The following is a 26,660-nucleotide window of genomic DNA, read 5'->3' as shown; positions in this document are numbered from 1 at the left end:
CCCCCTATGTCAAAATTATAATTTAAATATATAATATTCTACACCATGGGATATTATACCATAATAACTAAAAGGATATATATAATAGTAATAACAATTATAAAAAAAGACATAACATATGTATGGAATCATATATTATTTCTATATAAATATAAAAACATTTTATATAGAAAAGTAATTCTGCTTATGTTAAAATAATAAAAGTCAGCTAATTATGAATAAAACTCAATTAACAATTAAGGTTATAAAACTTAATAAAATGTTGATAAATCTAGTGTTTAGTATTTTCACTAGGACTTGTTCGAGAACCTCCAAGTATAAAAAACTAAGGTATTTATATAGTGGCAGTATATAAGTTATATCCTTAGATATGGCTTTTTTTATGCAAAAAAGCTATTAGGTTCTCCTTATAAAATTTAAGGAGGAGAGAAATAAATGGAAAAAAGAAAAGTAATAATTGATTGTGATCCAGGGATAGATGACTCTCTGGCAATACTTCTAGCAGTAAACTCACCAGAGCTAGAAGTATTAGGAATAACAGTATGTAGTGGGAATGTACCTGCTAAGCTAGGAGCAAAAAATGCTCTAAAAGCACTTCAAATGTGCTCTTCATTGCATATACCTGTATATATAGGAGAAGAAGAGCCGCTCAAAAGAAAACTTGTAACAGCACAAGATACTCATGGAGAAGACGGAGTAGGAGAAAAATTTTATGAAGAAATAAAAACTCCTAGTATTAAAGACGGTGGTGTTGATTTTATAATTAATATTTTAAAGAATCATGACAAAGTATCTATTATAGCGTTAGGACCTCTTACAAACATAGCAAAAGCAATTATGAAAGACAAAGAGGCCTTTAATAACTTAGATGAAATTATATCTATGGGGGGAGCATATAGAATCCATGGTAATTGTTCTCCGGTAGCAGAATTTAATTATTGGGTAGACCCACATAGTGCTGACTATGTATACAAGAATTTATCTACTAAAATTCATATGGTAGGATTAGATGTAACTAGAAAGATTGTACTTACACCTAATATAATAGAATTTATTAATAGGCTAGACGAAAGAATGGCTAAATATATAACGGAAATAACAAGATTCTATATTGACTTTCACTGGGAACAAGAAGGCATTATAGGATGTGTAATAAATGATCCATTAGCAGTAGCGTACTTTATAGATAGAAGCATATGTAAAGGATTTGAATCCTATGTTGAAGTTGTAGAAGATGGAATAGCTATGGGGCAATCAATAGTAGATTCTGTTGGTTTTTATAAAAATAAAACTAATGCAGTAGTACTTACAGAAGTTGAAGAAAAAAGATTTATGTATATGTTTTTAAAGAGAGTATTTAAAGGATATGAGAATGTTATAGACTCTGTGGAAGGAGTAATATAACATGAAAAAAAGTATGGATATTAGAAATATTACTTTAATTGGTCTAGGTATAGCTTTAAATGTTACAGGAGCTTTTATAGCGTTTAGCTTAAAACTTCCAATATATTTAGACTCTATAGGAACAATACTAATAGCGTGCTTATTAGGACCTAAATATGCAGTTATAACAGGGGTATGTGGTAGTTTAGTTAGCGGATTTACATTTGATATATATTCGATGTATTTTGCACCTGTACAGATTACTACAGGATTTATAGCGGGTATGATGTATAAGCATGGATTTTTAAATGGAAAAAAAACGCCTTTAGGTGTGCTTATCTTTACAATTCCAACCTCAATAATAAGTGCAATAATAACAGCATTTTTATTTGGAGGCATTACATCCTCTGGTTCTTCTTATATAGTTCAGTTGTTGAAAGTAGTAGGAATGCCAGAGATAGCTAGTGTATTTATTACACAAATATTAACAGATTATGCAGATAAATTTATAGCGGTGGTTATGGTAGGATTAGGTGTGAATGCCTTACCTAAAAATATTAGACTATCTATGACTGAGGGCAAACAAAGGAGAACGTATGGAAAGATATAGTGAAGTAACAAATAAAAATACTAGAGAAATAGTACTTCTAAAAGGATTTCCGTGTATATGGGGAAAATGTAGTTTTTGTGATTATATATTAGATAACTCTACTTCAGAAGAAGAAATAAATGAATTGAATTTTAAAGTTTTAGAAAATATAACAGGAAAGTATAAGGTGCTTGAGGTAATAAACTCAGGAAGCTGTTTTGAATTGCCAAAAGCTACTTTAGAAAAGATAAAAGAAATAGTAGTACAAAAAAAGATAGAAAAATTATTTTTAGAGAGTCATTGGTGCTATAAAAATAAAATAGAAGAAATGAGAAGTTTCTTTCCAATACCAATAGTTTTTAAAATAGGTGTTGAAAGTTTTGACTACAATTTTAGAAATGTAACTTTAAATAAAAATGCAAAATTTAAGACACATGAAGATGTAAAAAAATACTTTGATTCACCTTGTATGATGGTAGGGATTAAAGGTCAAACGAGAGAAATGATAGATAAAGATATAGAAATAGTATTAAACAATTTTCAACATGCAACAATAAATGTATTTATAAATAATACTTCAAAATTAAAAAGAGATGAAGGATTAGTAAAATGGTTTATAGAAAAATATAAATTCTTAGACGAAAATAAAAATATTGAAGTTTTATATAATAATACTGATTTTGGAGTAGGAGATTAGTAAAGAGCTTCCTAGGTAACTAGGGAGCTTTTGATATTTTGAACAAAATTTTAGAATATGGTAGAATACTAATAAGTTAAAATTAGATATTGACGGAGGGAACAATATGAAAGGCAACGAGAGGATAGCAAAATTTTTAGAATTACAAAATAAAAATATAGATATTGAGGATATAGCAAAAGAAATAGGTATTACAGTAAAAACATTAAGGGTTTTTTTAAATAAAAATAACTATAAGCTTAAAGATGGAAAATATATATTTAATGAAGAAGAATATTCTAAAAAAGATAATCAGATGTCATTTAATCAAATAGAAAAAAAACAAAAAAAGGTTGTTTCATCAAATGAAAAATTAGAAAAAAATAAAAAAAACAAGACTAAAGTAGAAAATAAACCTAAAAATAAAGCTAAAGTAGAAAATAAACCTAAAAATAAAGCTAAAGTTGAAAGTAAGCCTAAATCAGTAAAGGTAATAAAAGATAAAAAAATAAATATAACTCAAGAAGACTTAGATAAATTATGCGAGGTTTATGATTGGTACTTGCAAGTGAGAGATTATAAATCTATGAAACCAAAAAGTATATCCTCTAAAAAAGATATCGTTATAGAAGATAATAAAGTAAAAGAATTAAAAACTGCAAGTATAAGATTAGACAAGAAAACTTGGGAAAATTTTGAAAGGCTTTGCAGTAACTCGAATTTTACCAAACAAGAAATAATTACACAAGCATTAAAAGACTTTATGAAGCAGTATAAAAATTTATTATAAAGAAAATATGAAAAAATATGAAAAAATATAAGTTTTTAAAAAATATGAAAATTAAAGAATGTAATGACTTTCTTGCAAAAAATGAATATAATATATAGTAATATTAAAATTGAGGTGCTTAATATGAAAAAACTTCTAAAGAAATCGTATGTAATATTAATTGCAGCGTTTATAGGAATATTTACTTTAGCTGCATGTACAAATAAGGATGATGTGAAAAGCCGAGGGAGCTCTTTAGGAAGTAGTGCAGATATAAATGAAGACAGTGCAAAAGCAATCAGTATTGAAAATGAAGAGATAGTAAATATATCTACAAGCAATGAAAATAAAATAGATATAGCCACTAGAATAGAGAATACTTCTAATTTTGATATATCAAACATTTTAATAAACTATGAAGAATATGATAAAAATAAAAATGTTATATCAAAATCTCAATCTTTTTTAGATATAACATTAAATCCCAATGAATCAGCACATATTGGATTTAGTCATGTAAAATATGCAGATAGTATAAAGATTATATCTTATACTTATATTTTAGCAAATAAATCTGTTTTTGTAGATTTAAAAAATGATAGTGTATCAATAACGAAAAATTCTGCCAAAATAGAAGATAGTAAGAGTTATGAAATTTTAGCTATGGAAGAACCCTATAAAAAAGATGATTCGAGCAATTTAAATAATTATAAAATAAAAATAAAAAATACATCATCTAAAAATATAGGTAATATAACTCTAAAAATAGGTGAGTTAAATGAAAATGGAGAATATATTACTGCAACTGATATATCTGAGTATGATATTTTAAAGCCTAAAGAAGATATGGAAATTGAGATACCAGTTTCACAACATGCAAAAAAAATAGAGTTAATAGGTTATAGTTATGACGATGTTAAAGAAAATTCTAATGTAAAAGTAGATATTAAAACCCACAAGGTTGAGATAAATAAATAATAAATAAAAGGGGTGAAGTAGAATGTATAAATCCTATATCTATGACGAATAATAATTATATTCTAAGGGGTGATAAAAATGAATGAAGAAAACAAATTAAATCAAGAGAATTTAGATTTTGAAAAAATGAATGCAACACTTGCAAATCCAGAATTTGCAAATTGGTATTATAGCCAAATGGTAAATGGAGTAAATAATAATATAAGTATTGAAGATTTTGTACAAATAGTTCAAAAATACAATTTAAATAAAATGGATTAAGAACATACTAAGAATAGATAAAAGTTTTATTCTAACAGAAAGAAGGATTAGTTATGTTCAACAAAACAAAAAAAACAAAAGATATAAGCTATACTGGAATGTATAAAGCTTCTGTAGATCCAACAGATATAGTAAGTTGTTACTTTAATGCTTTAAATCAAGTGAAAGGATGTTCTTATACTGGACAATGCAATTGGATTGATATGTATAATAATTTATCCAGTTTAGAATACAGAACAAATGTGATTTATGAAAATGAGTACAAGTAGTAGGTGCCCGTTATATTTACTAATTATAAATTAGGTAATATAGCGGGCTTTTATTTTATAAAATTTTATACTTAAAATTATCTAACGAAAGTTGTATAATTTATAAGTAATAAGAAAATGATTAAATCGAATTTTATTTATGATTATAGATTATATGAGGAGAGAAAAATGAGAATTTTAGTGGTAGAGGATAATAAAAAAATATTGCAGAGTATTTATAAAGAACTAAGCTATAATTTTGAAGTTGAAACTTGTGAAGATGGAGAAGAAGCTTTGTTTACAATAAGTCAAAATATATATGATTTAATGATATTAGACTTAATGCTTCCTGGAATAGGAGGAATTGATATATTAAAAAATATGAGAAATAATAATATTGATACACCAGTATTAATATTAACAGCAAAAGAGGAATTAGATAATAAGGTAGAGGCATTTACCATAGGAGCAAATGACTATTTAACAAAGCCTTTTTATATGGAAGAATTAGTGGCAAGAGTCTATGCAATACTTAGGACTAATGGTAAATTAAAAACAAATAACGAGTTAAACTTTAAAGACTTACATTTAGATATTAATAAAAGAAGAGTATTTATAAATGACAACGAAATAGAATTACAAAATAAACAATTTAATTTATTAGAATACTTTTTATTAAATAAGGGAGTTATTCTTTTAAAAGAACAAATTTATGATAGAATATGGGGTATGGACTCTGATGCAACTATAGAAATAGTAGAAGTATATGTAAGTAATTTAAGAAAAAAATTAAGTGATTTTGGATATGAAAAATATATAAAAACTAAACGTAAGGTAGGTTATATATTTGATGATAAATAAAAATGTATTCTCTAAGACTAAAAATAGTTTAATAAAAATGAATATAGCAGTAGTATCCATTTTTTTGATTATATTTTCAAGTCTTATATGTTTATATTTCGGAAAGATAACATATGATAGTATAGATAATAAACTAAAAGAAGAAATAGAGTATATTACCATTCAATTAAGTAGCAAGTCCTTATTTTATCCTATTGTACTTAAGTATCCAAGTAATATGGTTTATGTCTACGAGGGGAATAGAATAAGATACTTTACAGAAAATGGATACTTTGATGAGATACTTCCAAATAAAAAAGATACTAAAGAAAATGGATTTTTTACATATACTGAAAATGGATATACATTTAGAGAATTAAGTGTAAATGCAGGTAAGTACGAAATTCAAATAATAAGAAATATTGACTCAGAAATGAGTTCTTTAAAACAACTTATATTTATATTTACAGTAGGTGTTTTTATATCGGTTTTAATTACTTATTTTATAGCATTATACTTAACTAAAAGAGCATTGGTTCCAATAGAAACTGCATGGAGCAATCAAGCTAAGTTTATACAAGATGCGTCTCATGAACTTAGAACTCCAATAACTATAATTTCATCTAAATTAGAATCTTTGCTAAAGGCACCAGATAATACTGTAAATGATGAAGTTGAAACTATAGCAGATGCTATGAGGGAAACTAGACGTGTAAAAAAAATGATAAATGATTTATTATCTCTTACAAAAGAAGAAGCTATAATAAAACCAATTTTGGAAAAAATAGATTTAGAAGAATTAGTAGAAGAAATTTCAAAAAACTATGTAGAGATAGCAGAAATTCAAGAAAAATTATTTAACTTATATAGTAATTTAAAAAATAAAATCATTATTACAGATAAATCTAAACTAAGGCAATTAATAATTATATTTATAGATAATGCATTTAAATATACTAAAATGGAAGATAAGATATCAATAGAAGTAAGACAAAAAGACAATAATTTTATAAGTTTATATATAATTGATAGTGGGATTGGTATTGCAGAAAAGGATATTCCATATTTATTTGATAGATTTTTTAGAAGTGAAAATGTAAGAAATAAAGATATAGATGGCTCAGGAATAGGATTATCCATTGCGAATATGATAGCTTTAAATTTAAATATACATATAAATGTAGATTCTATATTAAATGAATATACAAAGTTTGAACTTGTAATACCTATAAATAAGTCAAAAATATAGATTTAGATTTAATTTTAATAAAATGATTTAATAATATTATATTGGGTATATTTAGAATAAAATAATATAAAATAAAATTATTGTAATAATTAATAACTATATTATGAAAAGTATCATATTATATATTAGAATATTAGGAGGTTAAGAGTATGGCTAAGATTATAAACACATCTCAATTTAGAGGAAATGTAGAAGAAAGTAAAGGGGTAGTTGTAGTAGATTTTTATGCTACATGGTGTGGACCTTGTAAAATGTTAGCTCCAGTATTTGAATCATTAGGAGACGAAATGAAAAATGAAGCTAAATTTCTAAAAATAGATATAGATCAAAGTTTAGAAATAGCTCAAAGATTTAATGTATCTACAGTACCTACAATGATAATATTTAAAAATGGAAGAATGGTAGAATCATTAATTGGATTTATGCCAAAGGAAAAAATAAAGGCGAAAGTTAAGTCACATTTATAAAAAAGATAGGTGAGAATAATGAGATATGATATAGCTATAATAGGTAGCGGACCAGCGGGTTTATCAGCTGCTATAAATGCTAAAATTAGAAATAAGAGTATAATACTGCTTGGAAATGAAAATTTAAGTAATAAGCTTATAAAAGCACCGATGATAGATAATTATTTAGGATTTTATGAAATAAGTGGAGAAGACTTAAAAGATAAGTTTAGAGACCATTTAGAGCAAATGGATATAAATATAACTTCTAAAAAAATAAATAATGTATATGCTATGGGTGATTATTTTGCACTAATGTCAGGTGACGAAATGATTGAGGCAACTACTGTAATACTAGCTACAGGTGTTGAATATGGTAAGCCAATAAAGGGAGAGGAAGAATTCTTAGGAAAAGGTGTAGGATATTGTGCAACTTGTGATGCACCATTATATAGAGATAAAAAAGTAGCTATAATAGGGTATAATGAAGAAGCGAAAGAAGAAGCTAACTTTTTAAGTGAAATAGCTTCTAAAACTTATTTTATACCTATGTATAAAAAAGAAGGTTTAATGAGATCTTCTAATATTTTAGATAACTCTATTGAAGTTATAAACGATAGACCGATTCAAATACAAGGAGATAACCTTGTAAATAAAGTTGCTTTCAAAGAAAAAGAAATTGATGTAGATGGAGTGTTCGTAATAAAAGACAGTACGTCTCCAAAAGCATTAGTTCCTGGAATAGAAACTGAAGGTGCTCATATTAAAGTAGATAATAACATGAACACAAGTATACAAGGGTGTTTTGCAGCAGGAGACTGTGTAGGTAAACCTTACTCATATATAAAAGCAGCAGGTCAAGGTCAAATAGCAGCATTAAGTGCCGTTTCATACTTAGATAAATTGAAAATAAAATAGAATAATAGCGAAAAACTCTAGTATATTTCTAGAGTTTTTTTGTGAAAATATTTAACTAATCGACTATAATATTAGTAAGAAAGATATATAGAGGGGGAGTGTAATGGGATTATTTAGTAGTTTTTTTAGTTTTAGTAGATCATCACACAGAAGAAAAAGATCACATCAAGGTTCTAATTACTATAAAAGAAGAAAATTAAGTAGTGGAATAATAAGCGCTATTTTTTCTAGCAAATCTTTTTCTAGCTCTAGATGGTCATAATATATCTAAAATCAATTTTTCAAAAGGATAAAAGATACGGAATAGGAGATAAGGTTAGTAATTATAAAATAGAAAAAATAATAGGTCAAGGAAGATTTGGAATTGTTTATTTAGCTATAAATGAACTTAATGAAAAGGTAGTTATAAAACAATTAAAAAAAAATATGTTAAAAAAATCAAAAGATAAACTTAAATATGAAAAAGAAATATTAACAAAATTAAATGACAAAAGATTTCCTAAATTTATAGTCCAATTTAAAGATAAAGATAAAATTGGTTACATTTTAGAATATAAAGAAGGCAAAACATTTGATGAAATAATTTATAAGGATAAAGTTATATTTCAAAAAAATGAGATATACAATGTAGCATCGGAGTTGGTAAATATAATAAAAACATTGTATGAAAATAATATAATACATAAAGATATAAGGGTATCGAATGTAATCCAACAAGAAAATAAGGAGGTAGTATTAATAGACTTTGGATTAGCTAGATATATCAATGATTTTAAGTATAAAAAAGAAGAAGATTTTTGGTATCTTGCAGATTTTTTAATACACTTACACTATACTTCTTATAATCAAAAAAGTATTACAGATAAACCTTGGTATGAAGAGTTAAGTTTAATAAAAGACGAAGAAAAATTCCTTAAAAAACTAATGGGTTTAGATGGAGAGCACAGTAATATATATGAGGTAGAAAATGAATTGAATAAAATAAAACTTAACTTATAACTCTAGGTGTATTATATCTAGAGTTTTTTATTTTGAAATTAAAACTGGAAAACATTCTCTTTACTGCTAATTGCGAAAAATGCAACTTTTAAAAAAAAAATTGCATAATTCTATTGAATTTTGTTTAAACAAAGGGTATAATGAGTTTAAATGAATAAAGAACATATAACTATTCATTAGTTATGAACTTTTGAAAATTTATCAGACATAAATAATTAATCTTATAGGGGGAATTAAAATGGAATTTTTACTTAATATAGTAGACACAATGAATACTTTTTTATGGTCATATATACTAATAGCCATGTTATTAGTGTTAGGAGTGTATTTTACGTTTAAAACTAAATTTGTTCAGTTTAGATATTTTGGAGAAATGTTTAGACTACTAGGAGAAGGAACTTCTAAAGTTGAAGGAAAGGTATCATCTTTCCAAGCATTTTGTATAAGTACTGCATCAAGGGTTGGAACAGGTAATATAGCCGGTATTGCAATAGCAATAATTGGTGGAGGACCTGGAGCAATATTCTGGATGTGGTTAATAGCATTAATAGGTTCAGCATCTAGTTTTGTTGAGAGTACACTAGCTCAAATTTATAAAATAAAAGATGGAAAAGGATATATAGGCGGACCTGCTTACTATATGGAGCAAGGTTTAAATAAAAAATGGATGGGTGTTACATTTGCAGTATTGATAACGATATGTTTTGGATTTGTATTTAATGCAGTTCAAGCAAATACAGTAGCAGCTGCATTCAACAATGCATTTGGTATAGATAAATTAACTATAGGTTTAATACTTGCAGCATTAACAGCAGCAGTAATATTCGGTGGAGTTCATAGAATAGCTAAAGTTTCTGAAATAATAGTACCAATATTTGCAGGAGTATATATATTAGTAGCTTTATTTGTAATAGTAACTAATATAAACATGTTACCAGATGTATTTGCATTAATATTTGAAAGTGCATTTGGAGTAAGAGAAGTTACAATGGGTACGATGGGTGGTATGATGTTAATTGGTATAAAGAGAGGATTATTCTCTAATGAAGCTGGTATGGGTTCTGCACCAAATGCAGCGGCTACAGCAGAAGTATCTCACCCTGTAAAGCAAGGTTTAATACAAACATTAGGTGTTTTCACAGATACAATAGTTATATGTAGTTGTACAGCGTTTATAATATTATTATTCCCTACTTACCAAGCAACGGGTCTTGAAGGGATAGAATTAACTCAAGCAGCTTTAACTTATCACATAGGTCCAATGGGAGCTATATTTATAGCCGTATGTATTTTCTTATTTGCATTTAGCTCTATAGTAGGTAACTATTATTATGGAGAATCTAATATGGGATTTGTTAAATTAAATAAAGCAGGAATAAATGTGTTTAGAGTTTTAGTTGTAGGAATGGTATTATTTGGTGCAGTAACTAAAGTACAAATAGTTTGGGACTTAGCAGATGTATTTATGGGATTAATGGCAGTAATAAATCTAATTGCAATAGCATTATTAGGAAAATATGCTTTCATTGCATTAGATGATTATACCGCTCAAAAAAAGGCTGGAATAAAAGATCCTATATTTGATGCGTCAAAAATAAAAGGACTTGAAAATGTTCAGTGCTGGAATGATAAAGAACAAACACAAAAAATTGGATAATAGAAATTCAAGGCTCTCATTAATAATGAGAGCCTTTTTTACGCTTAAGGAAATTATATTGCCATCAAATCTTTATTTTATTAAGTAAATAATCTTAAATAAATCTATTTATAAATTAAACAACATATAAAATTTAAATTTTTAAAATATAGTTATTGAAATAATCTGAAAATTCAAATAGAATATAGTAATATTACCATTTTATAAACAAAAATAAAAAAGGGAGGAGGATAGATAAATGAAATTATCAGATGTACTTATTCGATGTTTAATGGAAGAAGGAGTAGATACTGTATTTGGTTATCCAGGTGCATCAGTTATATCAATATATGAATCTTTAAGAATATCTCAAATACATCATGTTCTTGTAAGACAGGAGCAAGCATCAGTACATAGTGCTAGTGGTTATGCCAGAATTACCAATAAAGCTGGTGTATGTGTAGCTACATCAGGTCCAGGAGCAACAAATCTTATTACTGGAATAGCGACAGCATATATGGATTCGATACCTATAGTAATAATAACAGGGCAAGTAAAGTCCACGCTTATAGGAAGAGATGTATTCCAAGAAGTAGATATAACCGGTGCTACACAACCATTTATAAAACACAGTTATTTATTAAAAGATCCACAACAATTACCTAAAATAGTTAAAGAGGCATTTTATATAGCTAAAACTGGAAGACCGGGACCAGTACTCATAGATATACCTATGGATTTACAAGAAGAACAAATCAATTACTCATATCCAAAGGATATAAAAATTAGAGGATATAAGCCTACTGTAAATGGACATATAGGTCAAATAAAAAGAGCAATAAGACTAATAAAAAATAGTAAAAAACCACTTATTTGTGCAGGTGGTGGTGTAATACTATCAGGAGCACAATATGAATTAGAAGAGTTCGTACAAAAGTCTAACATACCTTTAGTTCATACACTTATGGGAGTTGGAGTAATGCCAACTAAATTAAGTTTAAACTTCGGAATGATAGGTAGTCATGGATTTAACCATTCAAACTGGGCAATAAGAAATGCTGATACAATTCTTTTTATCGGAGTCAGAAAAGCAGATAGAGCAATAGCTAATGCAGGAAAGTTAAATGAAAATACAAATATTATTCATATTGATATAGATCCAGCTGAAATTGGAAAAATTACATCAGCAACAGTACCAGTAGTAGGAGATGCTAAAAACATATTAAAAGAGCTATTAGACTTAATTGAATATACAGATACTGAAGATTGGAAAAAAGAAATAAAATCAAAAATACAAATAAAAGAAGAAATTCATCAAGATGGATTTGTAAATCCTAAACTAGTAATTCGAGAGTTATCAAACTTACTTGATGATAATGCTGTAATAGTAACAGATGTTGGTCAAAATCAATTATGGACAGTAAGAAATATGGAAATGAGGGGTGACAGAAGGGTACTTTGTTCAGGTGGTTTTGGAACCATGGGTTATAGTATACCTGCATCAATTGGAGCAAGTATAGGAGATAAAGGTAAACAAGTTGTAAGTATACTTGGAGATGGAAGTTTTCAAATGAGTTTATTTGAACTATCTACTCTTAAACAAGAGGATGTAAAGCCTATAATAGTCTTATTTAACAATAGTGGTTTAGGTTTGGTGAGAGAGATACAAAGAAATGGAGATAGCAAAGAGTATGGAGTTTGCCTAAATTATAATCCAAACTTTATCCAAATAGCACATGCCTATGGAATAGACTCAAAAACTATAAATAAGAAAGAAGATATTTCATCAAGTATAAAAGAAGCCATAGAGAGCAATAGACCATATTTACTAGAGTTTATTGTGAGTGATAATGAGAGTACTTTATAGAAATGAGTGATAATATGGAAAAGCATACAATATCTGTTTTAGTAGAAAATAGCCCAGGGGTGTTAAGTAGAATAGTAGGATTATTCAGCCGAAGAGGGTACAACATAGATAGTTTATCTGTAGGAGAAACAGAAGAGCCTAGTATTTCTAGGATGACAATAGCTTTAAGCTCAGAAGAGCACACCTTAGAGCAAATAAAAAAGCAATTAAATAAGCTAATAGACGTAATAAAAGTAATTGAGCTTAAAGAAAATTTAGCTGTGTATAGAGAGTTAGCTCTAATAAGAGTTAAATCGGATAATCCTAGTAGACCTCAAATAATAGAAATAAGCAATTTATTTAGGGCACATATAGTGGACGTATCTCATGAAGAACTTATTATAGAGGTAACGGGAGATCAAGAAAAAATAAGTACGCTTACATCTCTCCTTAAGCCATATGGAATAAAAGAGTTTATTAGAACTGGTCTTACAGCACTTCAAAGAGGAGAAAAATAAGGGAAATTTGTTAATGGGGGGATTTAAGTTATGGGAAATAGAATTAAAATTTTTGATACTACTCTTAGAGATGGAGAACAATCACCTGGTTGCAGCATGAACTTAACTGAAAAAGTTGAGATGGCATTACAACTAGAGAGATTGGGGGTAGATATTATTGAAGCTGGCTTTGCCATAGCATCTCCAGGAGATTTTACATCAGTAAAAACTATAGCATCCACAATAAAAAATATAAAAGTAGCAAGTCTTGCTCGTGCATTAAAAAAGGATATAGATGCAGCAGGTCAAGCACTTGAAAATGCAAAATATCCGAGGATACATACTTTTATCGCTACATCTGACATTCATATGAGATATAAATTAAAAAGAACCGAAGAAGAAGTTCTTGAAACTGCTGTAGAGATGGTGAAGTATGCCAAAAAATATGTGGAAGACGTAGAGTTTTCAGCAGAGGATGCATCGAGAAGCAATAAAGAATTTTTATATAGAATTTTCGAAGCCGTAATAAATGCAGGAGCTACAGTAATAAATGTACCTGATACAGTAGGTTACACATCGCCTTGGGAATATAGTAAATTAATAAAAGGCATAAAAGAGAATGTTTCTAATATTCATAGGGCAGATATATCTGTCCATTGTCATAATGACTTAGGTATGGCGGTAACAAATTCTTTAGCAGCAGCATTAGCGGGTGCTACTCAAATAGAATGCACAGTTAATGGCATAGGAGAAAGAGCTGGAAATGCAGCACTTGAAGAAATAGCTATGAATTTAAATACTAGAAAAGACTTATACAACATAGATTGCAATATAAATACTAAAGAAATTTATAGAACGAGTAAATTATTAAGCGGAATAATAGGTGTTAGAGTTCAACCTAATAAAGCTATTGTCGGTGAAAATGCATTTGCCCATGAATCAGGAATACATCAACATGGTATGTTGGCAAATAGTAGTACTTACGAGATAATGACTCCAGAATCTATAGGACTTAAGAAAACAACATTAGTTTTAGGTAAACATTCAGGTCGTCATGCCTTTGAAGATAAAATTAAATCAATGGGATATAATCTTAAAGAAGACGCATTGAATAAGGCATTTGAGCAGTTTAAGGTTTTAGCAGATAAAAGAAAAGAAGTTAGTGACAATGATATAGAAGCATTAGTTGTAAGAGGTACTATAGTTATTCCAGAAACTTATAAATTGGATAGGTTTGTAGTTAATTCAGGAAACACTATAACTACAACTTCTTCAGTAAGATTGATACACAAAAGTGGAGAAATTTATGAAGCAGTAATGTCTTCTTATGATGGCCCAGTGGATGCGTCATACAAAGCCATAAATAAAATAGTTGGTGGAGAGTTTGCTTTAGCAAATTTCTCAATTAATGCGGTAACAGGTGGAACTGATGCACAAGGTGAGGTTAGTGTAAAAATAAATAAAAATAGGAAAGTATACAATGGACATGGTATAAGTTTAGATATAGTTGATGCAAGTATACTTGCTTATATATCTGCAATAAATAATATGATTTATGATAATGAGACTGATAGTGAGGATGAAGTTCAAAGGGAGGTTGCTACAAGTGAATAAAATATTAATATTTGATTCAACTTTAAGAGATGGAGCACAAGCTGAAGGAATTTCTTTCTCTGTAGCAGATAAGTTAAAAATCGTAGAAACTTTAGATGAATTAGGAGTAAGTTATATAGAAGCAGGAAATCCAGGTTCTAATCCCAAGGACCTGGAATTTTTTAAAAATGTAAGAAAAATAGAGTTGAAAAATGCAAAGCTTACAGCCTTTGGTAGTACAAGAAGAATGAATACACCGGTTGAAGACGATGCAAATATAAATTCATTGATAAGAGCAGATACACCTACAGTAGCTATATTTGGTAAAACGTGGGATTTTCATGTAGAACATATATTAAAAACTACACTAGAAGAAAATTTGAATATGATTTATGACACCATAAAATTTTTTAAGGACAATAATAAAGAAGTAGTTTTTGATGCGGAACATTTTTTTGATGGATACAAAAATAATAAAGAATATGCTTTAAAAACACTACAAGTAGCATTAAAAGCAGGTGCAGACTGTTTAGTACTTTGTGAAACAAATGGAGGTTCTTTTCCAAATGAAGTATATGATATTGTAAAAGAGGTATCTGAAAGTATTGATGCTAATATTGGAATACATGCCCATGATGATACGGGAATGGCTGTAGCTAACAGTATAATGGCTGTACTTGGAGGAGCTAATCATGTACAAGGTACTTTGATTGGATTTGGAGAAAGATGTGGAAATGCAAATTTATCTACTATTATACCGAACCTTCAACTAAAAAAAGGATATAGGTGTATAGAACAAGATAACATAGAAAAACTAACTATCACATCTAGGAAAATTGCAGAAATATCAAATATAAGTTTAAAAAGTAATATGCCTTATGTAGGAAGAAGTGCTTTTACTCATAAAGCTGGAATGCATATAGATGGAGTTACAAAAGCTTCTAAATCTTTTGAACATATAGAACCAAGTATGGTTGGAAATGAAAGAAGATTTTTGATGTCAGAAGTAGCAGGTAGAAGTACTATAATAGAAAAAATACAAAAGTTATACCCTCATTTAGAAAAAAATCATGAGTTAACAACTAAAATTATAGATGAAATAAAAAAAATGGAGCATAGGGGCTATCAATTTGAAGGAGCAGATGGAACTTTTGAACTTTTAGTAAGAAAGACACTTGGAAAATATAAGCCATTTTTTGATGTAGGTGAATTTAAAATAATAGGAGAACAACCAAATTCCCAAAAAGGAATAAGTTCATCAGCTATAATAAAACTAGTAGTCGATGGCAAAAAAGAAATAACAGCTGCAGAAGGTGAAGGTCCAGTAAATGCACTTGATAAGGCACTTAGAAAAGCTCTTGAAGGATTTTATCCAGAACTTAAAAATATGCACCTTACTGATTACAAAGTGAGAGTGCTTAATACACAGGCTGCTACTGCAGCTATAACGAGGGTATTAATAGAATCTACTGATGGAGAAGACTACTGGAGTACTGTAGGAGTTTCATCTGATATTATAGAAGCGAGTTGGATTGCATTAGTAGACTCAATCGAATACAAATTGATAAAAGATATTGAAAAGAAATTTAAGACGTACTTATAGAAAGAGGGGGAATTTATATGGGAATGACAATGACTCAAAAAATATTAGCTGCTCACGCTAATCTTGAAAAGGTGGAGGCAGGTCAATTAATACAAGCAAACTTAGATTTAGTACTTGGTAATGATATTACAACTCCAGTGGCAATTAATGAATTCAATAAAATAGGATTTGATGGAGTTTTTGATAAATCAAAAATTGCAATTGTACCAGATCACTTTACACCAAACAAGGATATAAAAGCAGCGGAGCAATGTAAATATGTAAGAGAATTTGCACTTGAAAAGGAAGTAGAAAATTATTTTGAAGTAGGGGAAATGGGAATAGAGCATGCCTTAATCCCAGAAAAGGGATTGGTTGTTCCTGGAGATGTTGTAATAGGAGCAGATTCACATACTTGTACTTATGGAGCATTAGGAGCTTTTTCTACGGGAATAGGAAGTACTGATATGGCAGCTGGAATGGCAACAGGTAAAGCCTGGTTTAAAGTTCCTTCAGCTATTAAATTTGTACTTAAAAATACTCCAAGTAAACATGTAAGTGGAAAAGATATAATACTTAATATAATAGGTATGATAGGTGTTGATGGTGCTTTATATAAATCTATGGAATTTGTGGGAGAAGGTGTACATAATCTTTCTATGGATTCTAGACTTTGTATGGCTAATATGGCAATAGAAGCTGGAGCTAAAAATGGAATATTTATAGTAGATGAAAAAACAATAGAGTTTGTAAAAGAGCATAGCATAAAACCATATACAATCTACGAACCAGACAAAGATGCTTATTACGATGAAGTTATAGAAATCGATTTATCTAAAATTCGACCAACGGTAGCTTTTCCACACTTACCAAGTAATACAAAGACTATAGATGAAGTTGGAATGGTAGAAATAGATCAAGTTGTCATAGGCTCATGTACAAATGGACGAATGGAAGACTTAAGAATAGCTAGGGATATATTAAAAGGTAAAAAAGTAAAAAAAGGAATTCGTACAATTGTGTTCCCAGGAACTCAAAAGATATATTTACAAGCGATAAGAGAAGGAATAGTTGAGGATTTAGTTGAAGCAGGATGTGTATTTAGTACAGCTACATGTGGACCTTGCTTAGGAGGACATATGGGAATACTTGCTAAAGGAGAAAGGGCAATAGCTACAACAAATCGTAACTTTGTAGGGCGTATGGGTCATGTAGAATCAGAAGTATACTTAGCTAGCCCGGCAGTAGCAGCGGCATCAGCTTTAACAGGATACATATCAAATCCTGAAAAGGTAGAAGTATTAGAAGAAGTAGGAATATAAGGGGGGGACTATTTATGGAAGCAAAAGGAAAGGTATTTAGATATGGAGATAATGTTGATACAGATGTAATAATACCTGCAAGATACTTAAGTACATCAGATCCAAAAGAGCTTGCAAAATTCTGTATGGAAGATATAGATAAAGATTTTGTAAATGAAGTAAAGGTAGGAGATATTATAGTTGCAGATAAGAATTTTGGATGTGGTTCTTCGAGAGAACATGCACCTATAGCTATAAAGGCTAGTGGAATATCTTGCGTCATTGCGAAATCTTTTGCACGAATATTTTATAGAAATTCAATAAATATAGGGCTTCCTATATTAGAGTGTGAAGAAGCTGTAAAAAACATAGAAAAAGGAGATATGGTAGAAGTAGACTTTGCATCGGGGCTAATAAAAAATATAACTAAAAATGAAAGTTATAATGCTCAACCGTTCCCTGAATTTATGCAAAATATTATTAAGTCCAATGGGCTTGTAAATTACGTAAAGGAAAATCAAAAATAGGGGGCAATTATAAAATGGAATATAATATAGTAACATTACCTGGAGATGGAATTGGACCAGATATAATAGAGCAAGCACTAATTGTTTTAGATAAAGTTGGAGAAGTTTACGGTCATAAATTTAATTATAAAGAAAAGTTAATGGGTGGAATAGCAATAGATCAAAAAGGAACATCTCTTCCTCAAGATACTGTAGATGAATGTAAAAAGGCAGATGCAGTTTTATTAGGAGCAGTAGGTGGACCGAAGTGGGAGAATCTTTCTAATGGAGATAGACCCGAAAAAGGTCTATTAGGTATAAGAAAGGAGTTAGGGCTTTCTTCAAACTTAAGACCTGCAATACTATACAAACAGTTAAAACATGCAAGTCCTCTGAAAGAGGAGATAATAGGTGATAAATTAGATATGCTAATAGTAAGAGAGCTTACTAGCGGAATATACTTTGGGAAAAAAGAAAGAGTTGACAACGAAGATTACTCAAAAACTTATGCAACTGATACTGAATATTATAATGTAGAAGAAATAGATAGAATTACTAGGGTTGGATTTGATATAGCAATGAAAAGAGATAAAAAACTAGTTGTTGTAGATAAAGCTAATGTACTAGAATCTTCTAGGCTTTGGAGAGAAGTAGTACAAAAAGTAGCTATAGAATATCCTGAAGTAGAATATTCTCACATGTATGTAGATAATGCAGCAATGCAACTCATTGTAAATCCAAAACAATTTGATGTAATTGTTACTTCGAATATGTTTGGTGATATATTATCTGATGAAGCTAGTATGTTAATAGGTTCTATAGGAATGTTACCTTCTGCTAGCTTGGGAAGTGGTAAATTTGGATTATATGAACCTATACATGGCAGTGCTCCAGATATAGCAGGACAAAATAAAGCAAATCCTATAGCTACAATATTGTCAGTATCAATGATGCTAAGATATTCATTAGACTTGGAACAAGAAGCAAATTCAATAGAGTATGCAGTAAATCAAGTTTTAGATAAGGGTTATAGAACAATCGATATAATGAGTGAAAATATGAATTGTGTAGGAACTAAAGAAATGGGAAGTTTGATAGCACAATTTATAAAATAGGAACAAATATATACTATTTAAAAATGGTTTAATTTGATATTGCAATTAAGCAATAAAATAAAAATATATTTTGAATTAACTTAATTTAAATAATTTATAAATAATAGCTATGATATAATAGAATTTAATCTCTATAGAATCATAGCTTTTATTTATATGTTAAAATAGAGATAAGGTATAAAGTACAATGAATAAAAAATAAATAAAATGATTATAATTACAACAAACATAAGTTCGGTAGAAGGAGGTAAAGATGAATAAAAAACCTTTAGATATATTACATAAATACTATGGCTACACTAGCTATAGAAAAGGACAAGAAAATATTATAAATTCAATTATAAATGAAAATGATGTACTTGCAATAATGCCAACTGGTGGAGGTAAATCTATATGTTATCAGGTGCCAGCACTAATACTTGAAGGATTGACTATTATAATATCTCCCTTAATATCTCTAATGAAAGATCAAGTAGATACCCTGAAAACTATGGGCATAGAAGCTGATTTTATCAATAGTTCACTTTCAAATAGTGAGTACAGTAATATATTACAAAACATTGAAGATGACAAATATAAAATAATTTACGTAGCACCTGAAAGACTAGATAATACAGACTTTATAGAAATAATGAAAAATAAAAATATTACTCAAGTAGCAATAGATGAAGCACACTGTGTATCACAATGGGGACATGATTTTAGGGTAAGTTACAAGAGAATACCTTACTTTATAAAAAAATTAAAAAAAAGACCTATAATAACAGCTTTTACAGCTACTGCATCAGATGAAGTAAGAGACGATATAGTAAATGTATTGAATTTGGACAACCCTCACATATTTGTAACTGGATTTGATAGAGAAAATTTATCTATAAATATTATAAAATCAGGAGCTAAAAATAAATATATTCTTAACTATGCACAAAATCATAAGAATGAAAGCGGTATAATATATGCTGCAACTAGAAAAGAAGTAGAAAATATCTATGAAGGATTATTGAAAAGAGAATTTTCAGTTTCTAGATATCATGCAGGTTTATCGCAAGAAGAAAGAAAAGTGAATCAAGAGCAATTTATAAATGATGAAATAAAAATAATGGTTGCAACAAATGCTTTTGGTATGGGTATAGATAAACCTAATATTAGATGGGTAGTACATTATAATATGCCTCAAAGTATTGAAAACTATTATCAAGAAATTGGTAGAGCTGGTAGAGATGGAGATAAAAGTGAATGTATATTATTATTTTCACCAGGAGATGTTCATACTCAAAAATATTTAGTGGAAGTTGGAATAGAAAACCCAAACCGAAAAATGGTCCAATATAAAAAACTACAACAGATCGTAGACTTGGTATACAGTAATGATTGTTACAGAAAAAGTATATTATCGTACTTTGGAGAAAGTGTAGTAAAAGATTGCAACAATTGTAGTAACTGTCTAAATGAAGGTGAGGTAGTGGATAAAACTTTAGATGCACAAAAAGTAATTTCTTGTATTGCCAGAATGAAAAGAGCATATGGTGTAACTATGATTATAGATGTACTTAGAGGGTCAAAAAATAAAAAAGTATTAGAATTAAATTTTGATTTAATTACTACTTATGGAATTATGAAAAATTACTCTAATGAAGAATTAAAAAACTTTATCAATACCTTAGTGTCGCATGGATTTCTAGATGTAGTAGAAAATGTAGGTTATAAAGGTAGCTACCCAACTATAGTATTAAATCAACAATCAATGAAGGTAATCAAAAATGAAATAAAGGTTGAATTTAAAGAAGTTAATGTAACTAAATCACTTTATGTAGAAAATGAATTATACGAAAAACTAATAGAATTAAGAAGTCAAATAGCAAGAGAAGAAAAAATAGCACCATATATGGTGTTTGGAGATGCTACTTTAAAAAGCATAGCAATAAACTTTGCTACAAATAAAGATGAAATGTTAGCTATATCTGGTATAGGAGAAATAAAATACCAAAAATATGGAAGTGAATTCGAAGAGATAGTAAAAGAATATATAATAAAAAATAATATAGATAAGAAGGTTACACAGGCTAAGAACAGCGAGAGTGAAGAGAATATTGAGGATGATGAATTTTTCCATGTAAGCACAGATACAAATTTATATGAAGAACTAAGAGCGTTTAGATTAAGTGTTGCCAAAGCTGAAGGAAGCTTGCCTTATATGATAATTAGTGCAACAACTCTAAAAGAAATCAGTGGTAGATATCCTTTAGAAGAAGAACAACTCAAAGATATAGGCGGAATTGGTCCAGTTAAAATAGATAAATATGGCACTAATATTATAAAAATAGTAAAACAACATGTAGAAGAAAATAACATAACTCCAAAATGGAATGACAAAAAAAAGCTTAAGCTTGTAATAGATGGAGATAGCCGAAAAAATGATGAAATAGCCTTAGACTTATTAAACCAAGGTAAGGATATTAAAGAAGTATCCGAAGAAATAGAAGTTTCTATATCTACTATACTTGGTTATATTTATGATTATATAAAACTTAATCAAAACATAAACTTTGATATAGATGTTAAAAAATTCTATACAAAAGATGAAAAAGAAATGGTGTTAGAGGCCTGTGAAAAATTTGGAGATGAAAAGATTAGTGTAATAAAAAAGGCGTTACCAGACCATATAAAATACGAAAGTATAAGAGGGGTAATACTAGAAAAATACCTAAATAATTAAAAAATATATAAAGGTATTTATAACCTAAATATAGAAATTGTATAAATATAAGGTTTTAAGTCTAAGGGGGATAGATTCATGGAGAGATGGTATAAATTAAATTTAAGTTTAGGATTAATGGGAGTATTAACATTTATAGTGAGTATGTTATTTTTTAAAAAACTCCCTTTATTTATACTTCCAGCTATGTTCGGATTAGGAATTGCTTTTAAATGTATAAAAAATGTTTATAGAGGAAATGCTCCAAGGGATAAAAAATTAAAGAGGCCAGATTATAACAATAAAAATAAAAAAAAATAATGAAAAAATAGTCAATTAAGTATTTTTACTTAATTGACTATTTTTTTACGATTAAGGATATTATATAGCCTAAAAAACTGTGAATAAGTTGTTATATTTAGGCTACGTCGATAGACTTAGTGAGAGTAAAAAAAGTTTTTTAGCAACGCGCAGAGCCGTTGGCGATATGAAGTGTTTCGCCGACAGGTCGCTTAAGCGAAGTAAAATTTTTATTATTTGCTTTAAATTTCCTGGGAAATATTGAAATAAAATATGGAGAATTAAATAATAGAATAAAGTACCTATTAAAAAATAATATTGAAATAAAATTTAAATAATGATAAGATATTAATACCTAGTAATAATATCTTAATATAGTACATGGTACATAAAAATAGCAAGATGGAGGAATGTAATGAGTAATATAAAAATAGTTTGTGATAGTTTATCGGATATACCTAAGGAGTTAATAGAAAAATATAATATACATGTAGTACCGTTAAGTGTGATTTTCGAGGAAAAAGAATATATAGATGGAATAGATATAACAAAAGAAGATTTTTATAAAATGCTTAGGCAAAGTGATAACTTACCTAAAACATCTCAAGTAACATATATGAGTTTTAAGAACGTATTTGAAAAATATATTAATGAATATAAATCGGTATTATATATAGCAGGTTCTTCAAATGCCTCAGGTACATACCAGAGTGCAGTAATGGCAAAAAATGATACAGAAGGAGATATTCATACATTCGATAGCTTATCTTTATCAATAGGAAGTGGATGTGTAGTTCTTTCTGCAGCAAGATTAGCACAAGAAGGAAAAACTATTAATGAAATAGTTAATCATTTAGAAAAAATTAAAAGTAATATGTCTGTATTATTTACAGTTGACACTTTAGAATACTTACAAAAAGGAGGAAGAGTATCTTTAGCAAAAGCAACGATAGGAAATATGCTTAATATTAAGCCGATTCTTTGTATTGAAGCTGGAAACGTAAAGTCATTATCACAAAGTAGAGGCAAAAAGCAAGTAGTAGGTAAAATTATAGAAATTATAAAAGAAACTTATGGAGACAATTTAAAAGATAAGCAAATTTTAATTGGTTGTGGAGATAATAATGGTGATCTTGAAAACCTAATGAAGAAAATAAATGAAGAATTACATGTTGATGAAATTATGATTGTTAATATAGGAAGTTGTATATGCGCGCATACAGGACCTACAGTATTAGGCATAGCTTGCTGCGACAAATAAAAATATAATAAAAAGCTCTCAGTTAATTTAAAATATATTCTGAGAGCTTTTTATTGTATAAAAACCTTTGATTTAATTTTACTACAATGATAAAATGGAGTAAACACTTTGAAATATATCATATAATAGTTTGTAGAGAAGTATTTATTTGGAGGAATATATATGAATTTGCTTAGATACAATTCATGGGCAGTTTTAATTAAGGATAAAAGTCAAGAATCTATAGAATATAAAGTTATAGAAGCACTTATGGAGAAAAAACATACTGTAGTAGGCATAGATGCAAATAAAAATTATATTGATGGAGTAGAGATTTATGAAAGCTTAAAAGATGTACCTTATAACATAGATGTTGTAGCTATTTTAGAACAATCTATAGATGTATATTCAATACTTGAAGAAATGGAGCTTTTAGATATAAAGAATATATGGATTGATAAAGATAGCTGCAATGAGCAAATATTAAAAATATCAAAAGATATGAAATTAAATGTGGAGAATAAATTAAATCTATATAAAGAATTAAAATAAAAAAGAAATCTAAATGGATTTCTTTTTTATTTTAGATAAAATTAAGTAGCTAGATATACGCATAAAACAAATCATAAATCTATAAAACGATAAAAATGTATTGTATAATACTAATGTATATGACAATAATTCAAATAAGGTTTGGAGAAAAATATGAATAATATAATTTTAGTAAGAGGAGCAGGAGATATAGCTACTGGAATAATCCATAGATTAAATAAATGTGGCTTTAAGGTAGTAGCCTTAGAGGTAGAAAAACCATTAGCTATAAGGAGACATGTGGCATTTTGTGAAGCTGTGTATGAAAAAGAGATAATAGTTGAAGAAGTTACTTGTAAGTTTAGTAAGAATGTAGAAGAGGTAAAAGCCACTTTAAAAGAAGGTAAGGTGGCTTTAGTAATAGACCCTACAGGAGAGTACATAGAGAAATTAAAACCAAGCGTAGTAATAGATTCTATACTAGCAAAAAAAAATTTAGGGACTAATAAAACTATGGCACCACTAACTATTGGATTAGGACCTGGATTTTGTGCAGGAGAAGATGTTCATATGGTTATTGAAACTATGAGAGGGCACAATTTAGGAAGAGTAATTAGTATTGGAAAAGCACTAAAGAATACAGGAGTACCAGGAAGTATAAATGGAGTTAGTAAAGAAAGAGTAGTGTATTCTAATACTTCGGGAAGAATAGAAAACTTATGTGATATAGGCGATATAGTGAAAAAAGGACAAGTATTAGCCTATATAAAAGATGGAAATGGAGAAAAATATGAAGTTATAGCTACAATAGATGGAATATTAAGGGGTATAATAAAAAGTGGGAGCCAAATACCTGCGAAATTAAAAATATTAGATATAGACCCTAGGATAGAAGAACTAAAAAATAGTTGTACAATTTCAGATAAAGCAAGATGTATATCAGGAAGTGTATTGGAGGTAATACTTTCAAAAAAAATATTTCCAATATAATATTTTAATTAGATAGAGAGGTTGAATATGGATCGAAAGATATTAGAAAGAATAAGCGAAGAATTAAAAAAAGGTGCCTCTGTAGCAATGGCTACTTTAACAGAAGTAAAAGGTTCTAGTCCTGGAAAGCAAGGAGCTATACTTTGTATGTTTGAGAATGAAAGTGTGATTGGAACTGTTGGTGGAGGTATCTTAGAGCATAAAATTATGAATAAGTGCAAAGATTGTTTAGAAAAAAATGAAGATAGCATATTTGAATATAATTTAAATAACACATCTAAAGATACGCCTATGGAATGTGGAGGCGATGTAAAAGGATATATAAAGGTATTTAAACCAAATCCTAAGTTATTAATAGTGGGAGGAGGTCATATAGGATTTAATATATATAAAATTTCTAGAAGTTTAAATTTTCATACTATAGTAGTTGATGATAGAGAAGACTATGCCAATGAAGAAAGATTCAAGGAAGCAGAAGAAGTTTATTCAGGAGAGATATCTAAAATATTAAAAGAGATATACATAGATAAAAATACTTATGTGGTAATTACAACGAGAGGTTATGAAAAAGATTTAGAAGCTTTAAGAGAAGTTATAAATAATGAAGTAGCTTACATAGGAATGATTGGTAGTAGAAAAAAATGGTTAACTATAAAAAAAGAGTTAATAAAAGAAGGAATAAAAGAAGATAAATTAGATGAAGTCTATGCACCGGTAGGTATTAATATATCTTCAACTGAAGTAAGTGAAATTGCTTTTGGAATTTTAGCAGAAATTTTAATGATAAAAAATAAAGGCGATTTATCACATAGAAAAGATAAAAAATAAGATCAAACAACAAATAAAAATTAAAAAATACAAAATAAATATAGAGGAAAGTAATTGTTAAATAGATAATATATATATATGGCGATTTATGACAAATTAAATAAGGAGGCAGTACATGTTTAGAGTTGCAATTATAACGCTTAGTGACAAAGGATATGAAGGTAAAAGAGAAGATATAACAGGCCCTAAATTAAAAGAATATGTTGAATCTATAGGGAATTATAAAGTAGTAAGCTACACGTTAATAAAAGATGATGAAGATACCTTAAAAAAAAATCTTGTAGAAATCTGTGACAATAATAAAGCGGATTTAGTTTTAACTAATGGAGGGACGGGTTTTTCCAAAAGAGATATAACTCCAGAAGCAACTAAGGCTATTATTCAAAAAGAAATACCAGGTCTTAGTGAGTATATGAGAATGGAGTCAACTAAAATAACTAAAAAAGCAATACTAAGTAGAGGTATAAGTGGCATAAGAGGTAATTCAATAATAATAAATTTACCAGGGAGTCCTAAAGGAGCAATTGAAAATTTAAGCTTCATAATTGATGTATTAGACCATGGAATAGAAATTTTAACAGGAGAAGCTACAGAATGTGCCACTAAAATTGAAAAGTAGTATATAATTAAATATATATAAATAG

General features: G+C 28.5%; 28 protein-coding genes and 1 riboswitch. All 28 genes read left to right on the top strand.

What is annotated here, in order from left to right; all coding sequences use genetic code 11:
* The first annotated feature begins 290 nt into the window (after positions 1 to 290).
* Positions 291 to 335, top strand: a riboswitch (PreQ1 riboswitch).
* A gap of 100 nt (positions 336 to 435) precedes the next feature.
* The 28 genes from ACRC03_RS11990 (at position 436) to ACRC03_RS11855 (ending at position 26,635) form a co-directional block, all read left to right on the top strand.
* Positions 436 to 1,404 (top strand): nucleoside hydrolase, encoded by a 969-nt coding sequence (locus ACRC03_RS11990; RefSeq protein ID WP_438652802.1) that lies wholly within the window; start codon positions 436 to 438, stop codon positions 1,402 to 1,404.
* A 1-nt stretch (position 1,405) separates the two neighbouring features.
* Positions 1,406 to 1,993, top strand: a complete 588-nt coding sequence (locus ACRC03_RS11985) for an ECF transporter S component (protein ID WP_438652801.1) — start codon at positions 1,406 to 1,408, stop codon at positions 1,991 to 1,993.
* Positions 1,980 to 2,669: a radical SAM protein gene (locus ACRC03_RS11980; protein ID WP_438652800.1), complete on the top strand. Its 690-nt coding sequence runs from the start codon at positions 1,980 to 1,982 to the stop codon at positions 2,667 to 2,669. The genes ACRC03_RS11985 and ACRC03_RS11980 overlap by 14 nt, the downstream gene beginning before the upstream one ends.
* Positions 2,670 to 2,775: 106 nt before the next feature.
* Positions 2,776 to 3,438 (top strand): DNA-binding protein, encoded by a 663-nt coding sequence (locus ACRC03_RS11975; protein WP_438652799.1) that lies wholly within the window; start codon positions 2,776 to 2,778, stop codon positions 3,436 to 3,438.
* A 123-nt stretch (positions 3,439 to 3,561) separates the two neighbouring features.
* Positions 3,562 to 4,395, top strand: a complete 834-nt coding sequence (locus ACRC03_RS11970; RefSeq protein ID WP_438652798.1) for a hypothetical protein — start codon at positions 3,562 to 3,564, stop codon at positions 4,393 to 4,395.
* A gap of 78 nt (positions 4,396 to 4,473) precedes the next feature.
* Positions 4,474 to 4,656 (top strand): hypothetical protein, encoded by a 183-nt coding sequence (locus ACRC03_RS11965; RefSeq protein ID WP_438652797.1) that lies wholly within the window; start codon positions 4,474 to 4,476, stop codon positions 4,654 to 4,656.
* Positions 4,657 to 4,709: 53 nt separating this feature from the next.
* Positions 4,710 to 4,925 (top strand): hypothetical protein, encoded by a 216-nt coding sequence (locus ACRC03_RS11960; protein ID WP_438652796.1) that lies wholly within the window; start codon positions 4,710 to 4,712, stop codon positions 4,923 to 4,925.
* Between the two features lie 168 nt (positions 4,926 to 5,093).
* Positions 5,094 to 5,765, top strand: a complete 672-nt coding sequence (locus tag ACRC03_RS11955) for a response regulator transcription factor (protein ID WP_438652795.1) — start codon at positions 5,094 to 5,096, stop codon at positions 5,763 to 5,765.
* Positions 5,755 to 6,993: a sensor histidine kinase gene (locus tag ACRC03_RS11950; RefSeq protein ID WP_438652806.1), complete on the top strand. Its 1,239-nt coding sequence runs from the start codon at positions 5,755 to 5,757 to the stop codon at positions 6,991 to 6,993. Before ACRC03_RS11955 ends, ACRC03_RS11950 begins: the two co-directional genes overlap by 11 nt.
* Positions 6,994 to 7,142: 149 nt before the next feature.
* Complete coding sequence (trxA, locus tag ACRC03_RS11945; RefSeq protein WP_438652794.1) at positions 7,143 to 7,460, top strand: thioredoxin; 318 nt, start codon at positions 7,143 to 7,145, stop codon at positions 7,458 to 7,460.
* Positions 7,461 to 7,478: 18 nt separating this feature from the next.
* On the top strand, positions 7,479 to 8,357 hold the full coding sequence (locus ACRC03_RS11940) for an NAD(P)/FAD-dependent oxidoreductase (RefSeq protein WP_438652793.1): 879 nt from the start codon (positions 7,479 to 7,481) through the stop codon (positions 8,355 to 8,357).
* Positions 8,358 to 8,460: 103 nt separating this feature from the next.
* Positions 8,461 to 8,619 (top strand): hypothetical protein, encoded by a 159-nt coding sequence (locus tag ACRC03_RS11935; protein ID WP_438652792.1) that lies wholly within the window; start codon positions 8,461 to 8,463, stop codon positions 8,617 to 8,619.
* Positions 8,610 to 9,356, top strand: a complete 747-nt coding sequence (locus ACRC03_RS11930; protein WP_438652791.1) for a protein kinase family protein — start codon at positions 8,610 to 8,612, stop codon at positions 9,354 to 9,356. The genes ACRC03_RS11935 and ACRC03_RS11930 overlap by 10 nt, the downstream gene beginning before the upstream one ends.
* Positions 9,357 to 9,594: 238 nt before the next feature.
* A complete protein-coding gene (locus ACRC03_RS11925) occupies positions 9,595 to 11,013 on the top strand; it encodes an alanine/glycine:cation symporter family protein (protein ID WP_438652790.1) in 1,419 nt (472 codons plus the stop codon).
* A 238-nt stretch (positions 11,014 to 11,251) separates the two neighbouring features.
* The gene (gene ilvB / locus ACRC03_RS11920; RefSeq protein WP_438652789.1) at positions 11,252 to 12,859 is read left to right on the top strand and encodes a biosynthetic-type acetolactate synthase large subunit; all 1,608 of its coding nucleotides are present in this window, start codon (positions 11,252 to 11,254) and stop codon (positions 12,857 to 12,859) included.
* Positions 12,860 to 12,861: 2 nt separating this feature from the next.
* Positions 12,862 to 13,356 (top strand): acetolactate synthase small subunit, encoded by a 495-nt coding sequence (ilvN, locus tag ACRC03_RS11915; RefSeq protein WP_438652788.1) that lies wholly within the window; start codon positions 12,862 to 12,864, stop codon positions 13,354 to 13,356.
* Positions 13,357 to 13,386: 30 nt separating this feature from the next.
* On the top strand, positions 13,387 to 14,949 hold the full coding sequence (locus ACRC03_RS11910) for a 2-isopropylmalate synthase (RefSeq protein WP_438652787.1): 1,563 nt from the start codon (positions 13,387 to 13,389) through the stop codon (positions 14,947 to 14,949).
* On the top strand, positions 14,942 to 16,531 hold the full coding sequence (gene cimA / locus ACRC03_RS11905; protein ID WP_438652786.1) for a citramalate synthase: 1,590 nt from the start codon (positions 14,942 to 14,944) through the stop codon (positions 16,529 to 16,531). Before ACRC03_RS11910 ends, cimA begins: the two co-directional genes overlap by 8 nt.
* A 17-nt stretch (positions 16,532 to 16,548) precedes the next feature.
* A complete protein-coding gene (leuC, locus tag ACRC03_RS11900) occupies positions 16,549 to 17,832 on the top strand; it encodes a 3-isopropylmalate dehydratase large subunit (RefSeq protein WP_438652785.1) in 1,284 nt (427 codons plus the stop codon).
* A 14-nt stretch (positions 17,833 to 17,846) separates the two neighbouring features.
* On the top strand, positions 17,847 to 18,338 hold the full coding sequence (leuD, locus tag ACRC03_RS11895; protein ID WP_438652784.1) for a 3-isopropylmalate dehydratase small subunit: 492 nt from the start codon (positions 17,847 to 17,849) through the stop codon (positions 18,336 to 18,338).
* A gap of 14 nt (positions 18,339 to 18,352) precedes the next feature.
* Positions 18,353 to 19,432: a 3-isopropylmalate dehydrogenase gene (gene leuB / locus ACRC03_RS11890; protein ID WP_438652783.1), complete on the top strand. Its 1,080-nt coding sequence runs from the start codon at positions 18,353 to 18,355 to the stop codon at positions 19,430 to 19,432.
* Positions 19,433 to 19,685: 253 nt separating this feature from the next.
* Positions 19,686 to 22,148, top strand: coding sequence for a DNA helicase RecQ (gene recQ / locus ACRC03_RS11885; RefSeq protein WP_438652782.1), 2,463 nt, complete (start codon positions 19,686 to 19,688; stop codon positions 22,146 to 22,148).
* Positions 22,149 to 22,226: 78 nt separating this feature from the next.
* Positions 22,227 to 22,448: a hypothetical protein gene (locus ACRC03_RS11880; RefSeq protein ID WP_438652781.1), complete on the top strand. Its 222-nt coding sequence runs from the start codon at positions 22,227 to 22,229 to the stop codon at positions 22,446 to 22,448.
* 394 nt (positions 22,449 to 22,842) lie between these two features.
* Positions 22,843 to 23,688, top strand: coding sequence for a DegV family protein (locus tag ACRC03_RS11875; RefSeq protein WP_438652780.1), 846 nt, complete (start codon positions 22,843 to 22,845; stop codon positions 23,686 to 23,688).
* A 162-nt stretch (positions 23,689 to 23,850) separates the two neighbouring features.
* A complete protein-coding gene (locus ACRC03_RS11870) occupies positions 23,851 to 24,219 on the top strand; it encodes a CoA-binding protein (RefSeq protein WP_438652779.1) in 369 nt (122 codons plus the stop codon).
* Between the two features lie 153 nt (positions 24,220 to 24,372).
* Complete coding sequence (gene yqeB, locus ACRC03_RS11865; RefSeq protein ID WP_438652778.1) at positions 24,373 to 25,188, top strand: selenium-dependent molybdenum cofactor biosynthesis protein YqeB; 816 nt, start codon at positions 24,373 to 24,375, stop codon at positions 25,186 to 25,188.
* 27 nt (positions 25,189 to 25,215) lie between these two features.
* A complete protein-coding gene (locus ACRC03_RS11860; RefSeq protein WP_438652777.1) occupies positions 25,216 to 26,016 on the top strand; it encodes an XdhC family protein in 801 nt (266 codons plus the stop codon).
* A gap of 115 nt (positions 26,017 to 26,131) precedes the next feature.
* On the top strand, positions 26,132 to 26,635 hold the full coding sequence (locus ACRC03_RS11855; RefSeq protein WP_438652776.1) for a MogA/MoaB family molybdenum cofactor biosynthesis protein: 504 nt from the start codon (positions 26,132 to 26,134) through the stop codon (positions 26,633 to 26,635).
* Positions 26,636 to 26,660: the final 25 nt, after the last annotated feature.

The sequence above is a fragment of the Romboutsia sp. genome, from assembly GCF_051659545.1.
Lineage (GTDB): Bacteria > Bacillota > Clostridia > Peptostreptococcales > Peptostreptococcaceae > JBOFOR01.
The sequence above is the reverse complement of the archived record's forward strand: the minus strand, read 5'-3'. Positions and strand labels throughout refer to the sequence as shown.

Bases quoted from the DNA above. Each gene is read 5' to 3' on its own strand.
- ACRC03_RS11990 (WP_438652802.1), top strand. From the start codon at position 436: ATGGAAAAAAGAAAAGTAATAATTGATTGTGATCCAGGGATAGATGAC.
- ACRC03_RS11985 (WP_438652801.1), top strand. From the start codon at position 1,406: ATGAAAAAAAGTATGGATATTAGAAATATTACTTTAATTGGTCTAGGT.
- ACRC03_RS11980 (WP_438652800.1), top strand. From the start codon at position 1,980: ATGGAAAGATATAGTGAAGTAACAAATAAAAATACTAGAGAAATAGTA.
- ACRC03_RS11975 (WP_438652799.1), top strand. From the start codon at position 2,776: ATGAAAGGCAACGAGAGGATAGCAAAATTTTTAGAATTACAAAATAAA.
- ACRC03_RS11970 (WP_438652798.1), top strand. From the start codon at position 3,562: ATGAAAAAACTTCTAAAGAAATCGTATGTAATATTAATTGCAGCGTTT.
- ACRC03_RS11965 (WP_438652797.1), top strand. From the start codon at position 4,474: ATGAATGAAGAAAACAAATTAAATCAAGAGAATTTAGATTTTGAAAAA.
- ACRC03_RS11960 (WP_438652796.1), top strand. From the start codon at position 4,710: ATGTTCAACAAAACAAAAAAAACAAAAGATATAAGCTATACTGGAATG.
- ACRC03_RS11955 (WP_438652795.1), top strand. From the start codon at position 5,094: ATGAGAATTTTAGTGGTAGAGGATAATAAAAAAATATTGCAGAGTATT.
- ACRC03_RS11950 (WP_438652806.1), top strand. From the start codon at position 5,755: ATGATAAATAAAAATGTATTCTCTAAGACTAAAAATAGTTTAATAAAA.
- trxA (WP_438652794.1), top strand. From the start codon at position 7,143: ATGGCTAAGATTATAAACACATCTCAATTTAGAGGAAATGTAGAAGAA.
- ACRC03_RS11940 (WP_438652793.1), top strand. From the start codon at position 7,479: ATGAGATATGATATAGCTATAATAGGTAGCGGACCAGCGGGTTTATCA.
- ACRC03_RS11935 (WP_438652792.1), top strand. From the start codon at position 8,461: ATGGGATTATTTAGTAGTTTTTTTAGTTTTAGTAGATCATCACACAGA.
- ACRC03_RS11930 (WP_438652791.1), top strand. From the start codon at position 8,610: ATGGTCATAATATATCTAAAATCAATTTTTCAAAAGGATAAAAGATAC.
- ACRC03_RS11925 (WP_438652790.1), top strand. From the start codon at position 9,595: ATGGAATTTTTACTTAATATAGTAGACACAATGAATACTTTTTTATGG.
- ilvB (WP_438652789.1), top strand. From the start codon at position 11,252: ATGAAATTATCAGATGTACTTATTCGATGTTTAATGGAAGAAGGAGTA.
- ilvN (WP_438652788.1), top strand. From the start codon at position 12,862: ATGAGTGATAATATGGAAAAGCATACAATATCTGTTTTAGTAGAAAAT.
- ACRC03_RS11910 (WP_438652787.1), top strand. From the start codon at position 13,387: ATGGGAAATAGAATTAAAATTTTTGATACTACTCTTAGAGATGGAGAA.
- leuC (WP_438652785.1), top strand. From the start codon at position 16,549: ATGGGAATGACAATGACTCAAAAAATATTAGCTGCTCACGCTAATCTT.
- leuD (WP_438652784.1), top strand. From the start codon at position 17,847: ATGGAAGCAAAAGGAAAGGTATTTAGATATGGAGATAATGTTGATACA.
- leuB (WP_438652783.1), top strand. From the start codon at position 18,353: ATGGAATATAATATAGTAACATTACCTGGAGATGGAATTGGACCAGAT.
- recQ (WP_438652782.1), top strand. From the start codon at position 19,686: ATGAATAAAAAACCTTTAGATATATTACATAAATACTATGGCTACACT.
- ACRC03_RS11880 (WP_438652781.1), top strand. From the start codon at position 22,227: ATGGAGAGATGGTATAAATTAAATTTAAGTTTAGGATTAATGGGAGTA.
- ACRC03_RS11875 (WP_438652780.1), top strand. From the start codon at position 22,843: ATGAGTAATATAAAAATAGTTTGTGATAGTTTATCGGATATACCTAAG.
- ACRC03_RS11870 (WP_438652779.1), top strand. From the start codon at position 23,851: ATGAATTTGCTTAGATACAATTCATGGGCAGTTTTAATTAAGGATAAA.
- yqeB (WP_438652778.1), top strand. From the start codon at position 24,373: ATGAATAATATAATTTTAGTAAGAGGAGCAGGAGATATAGCTACTGGA.
- ACRC03_RS11860 (WP_438652777.1), top strand. From the start codon at position 25,216: ATGGATCGAAAGATATTAGAAAGAATAAGCGAAGAATTAAAAAAAGGT.
- ACRC03_RS11855 (WP_438652776.1), top strand. From the start codon at position 26,132: ATGTTTAGAGTTGCAATTATAACGCTTAGTGACAAAGGATATGAAGGT.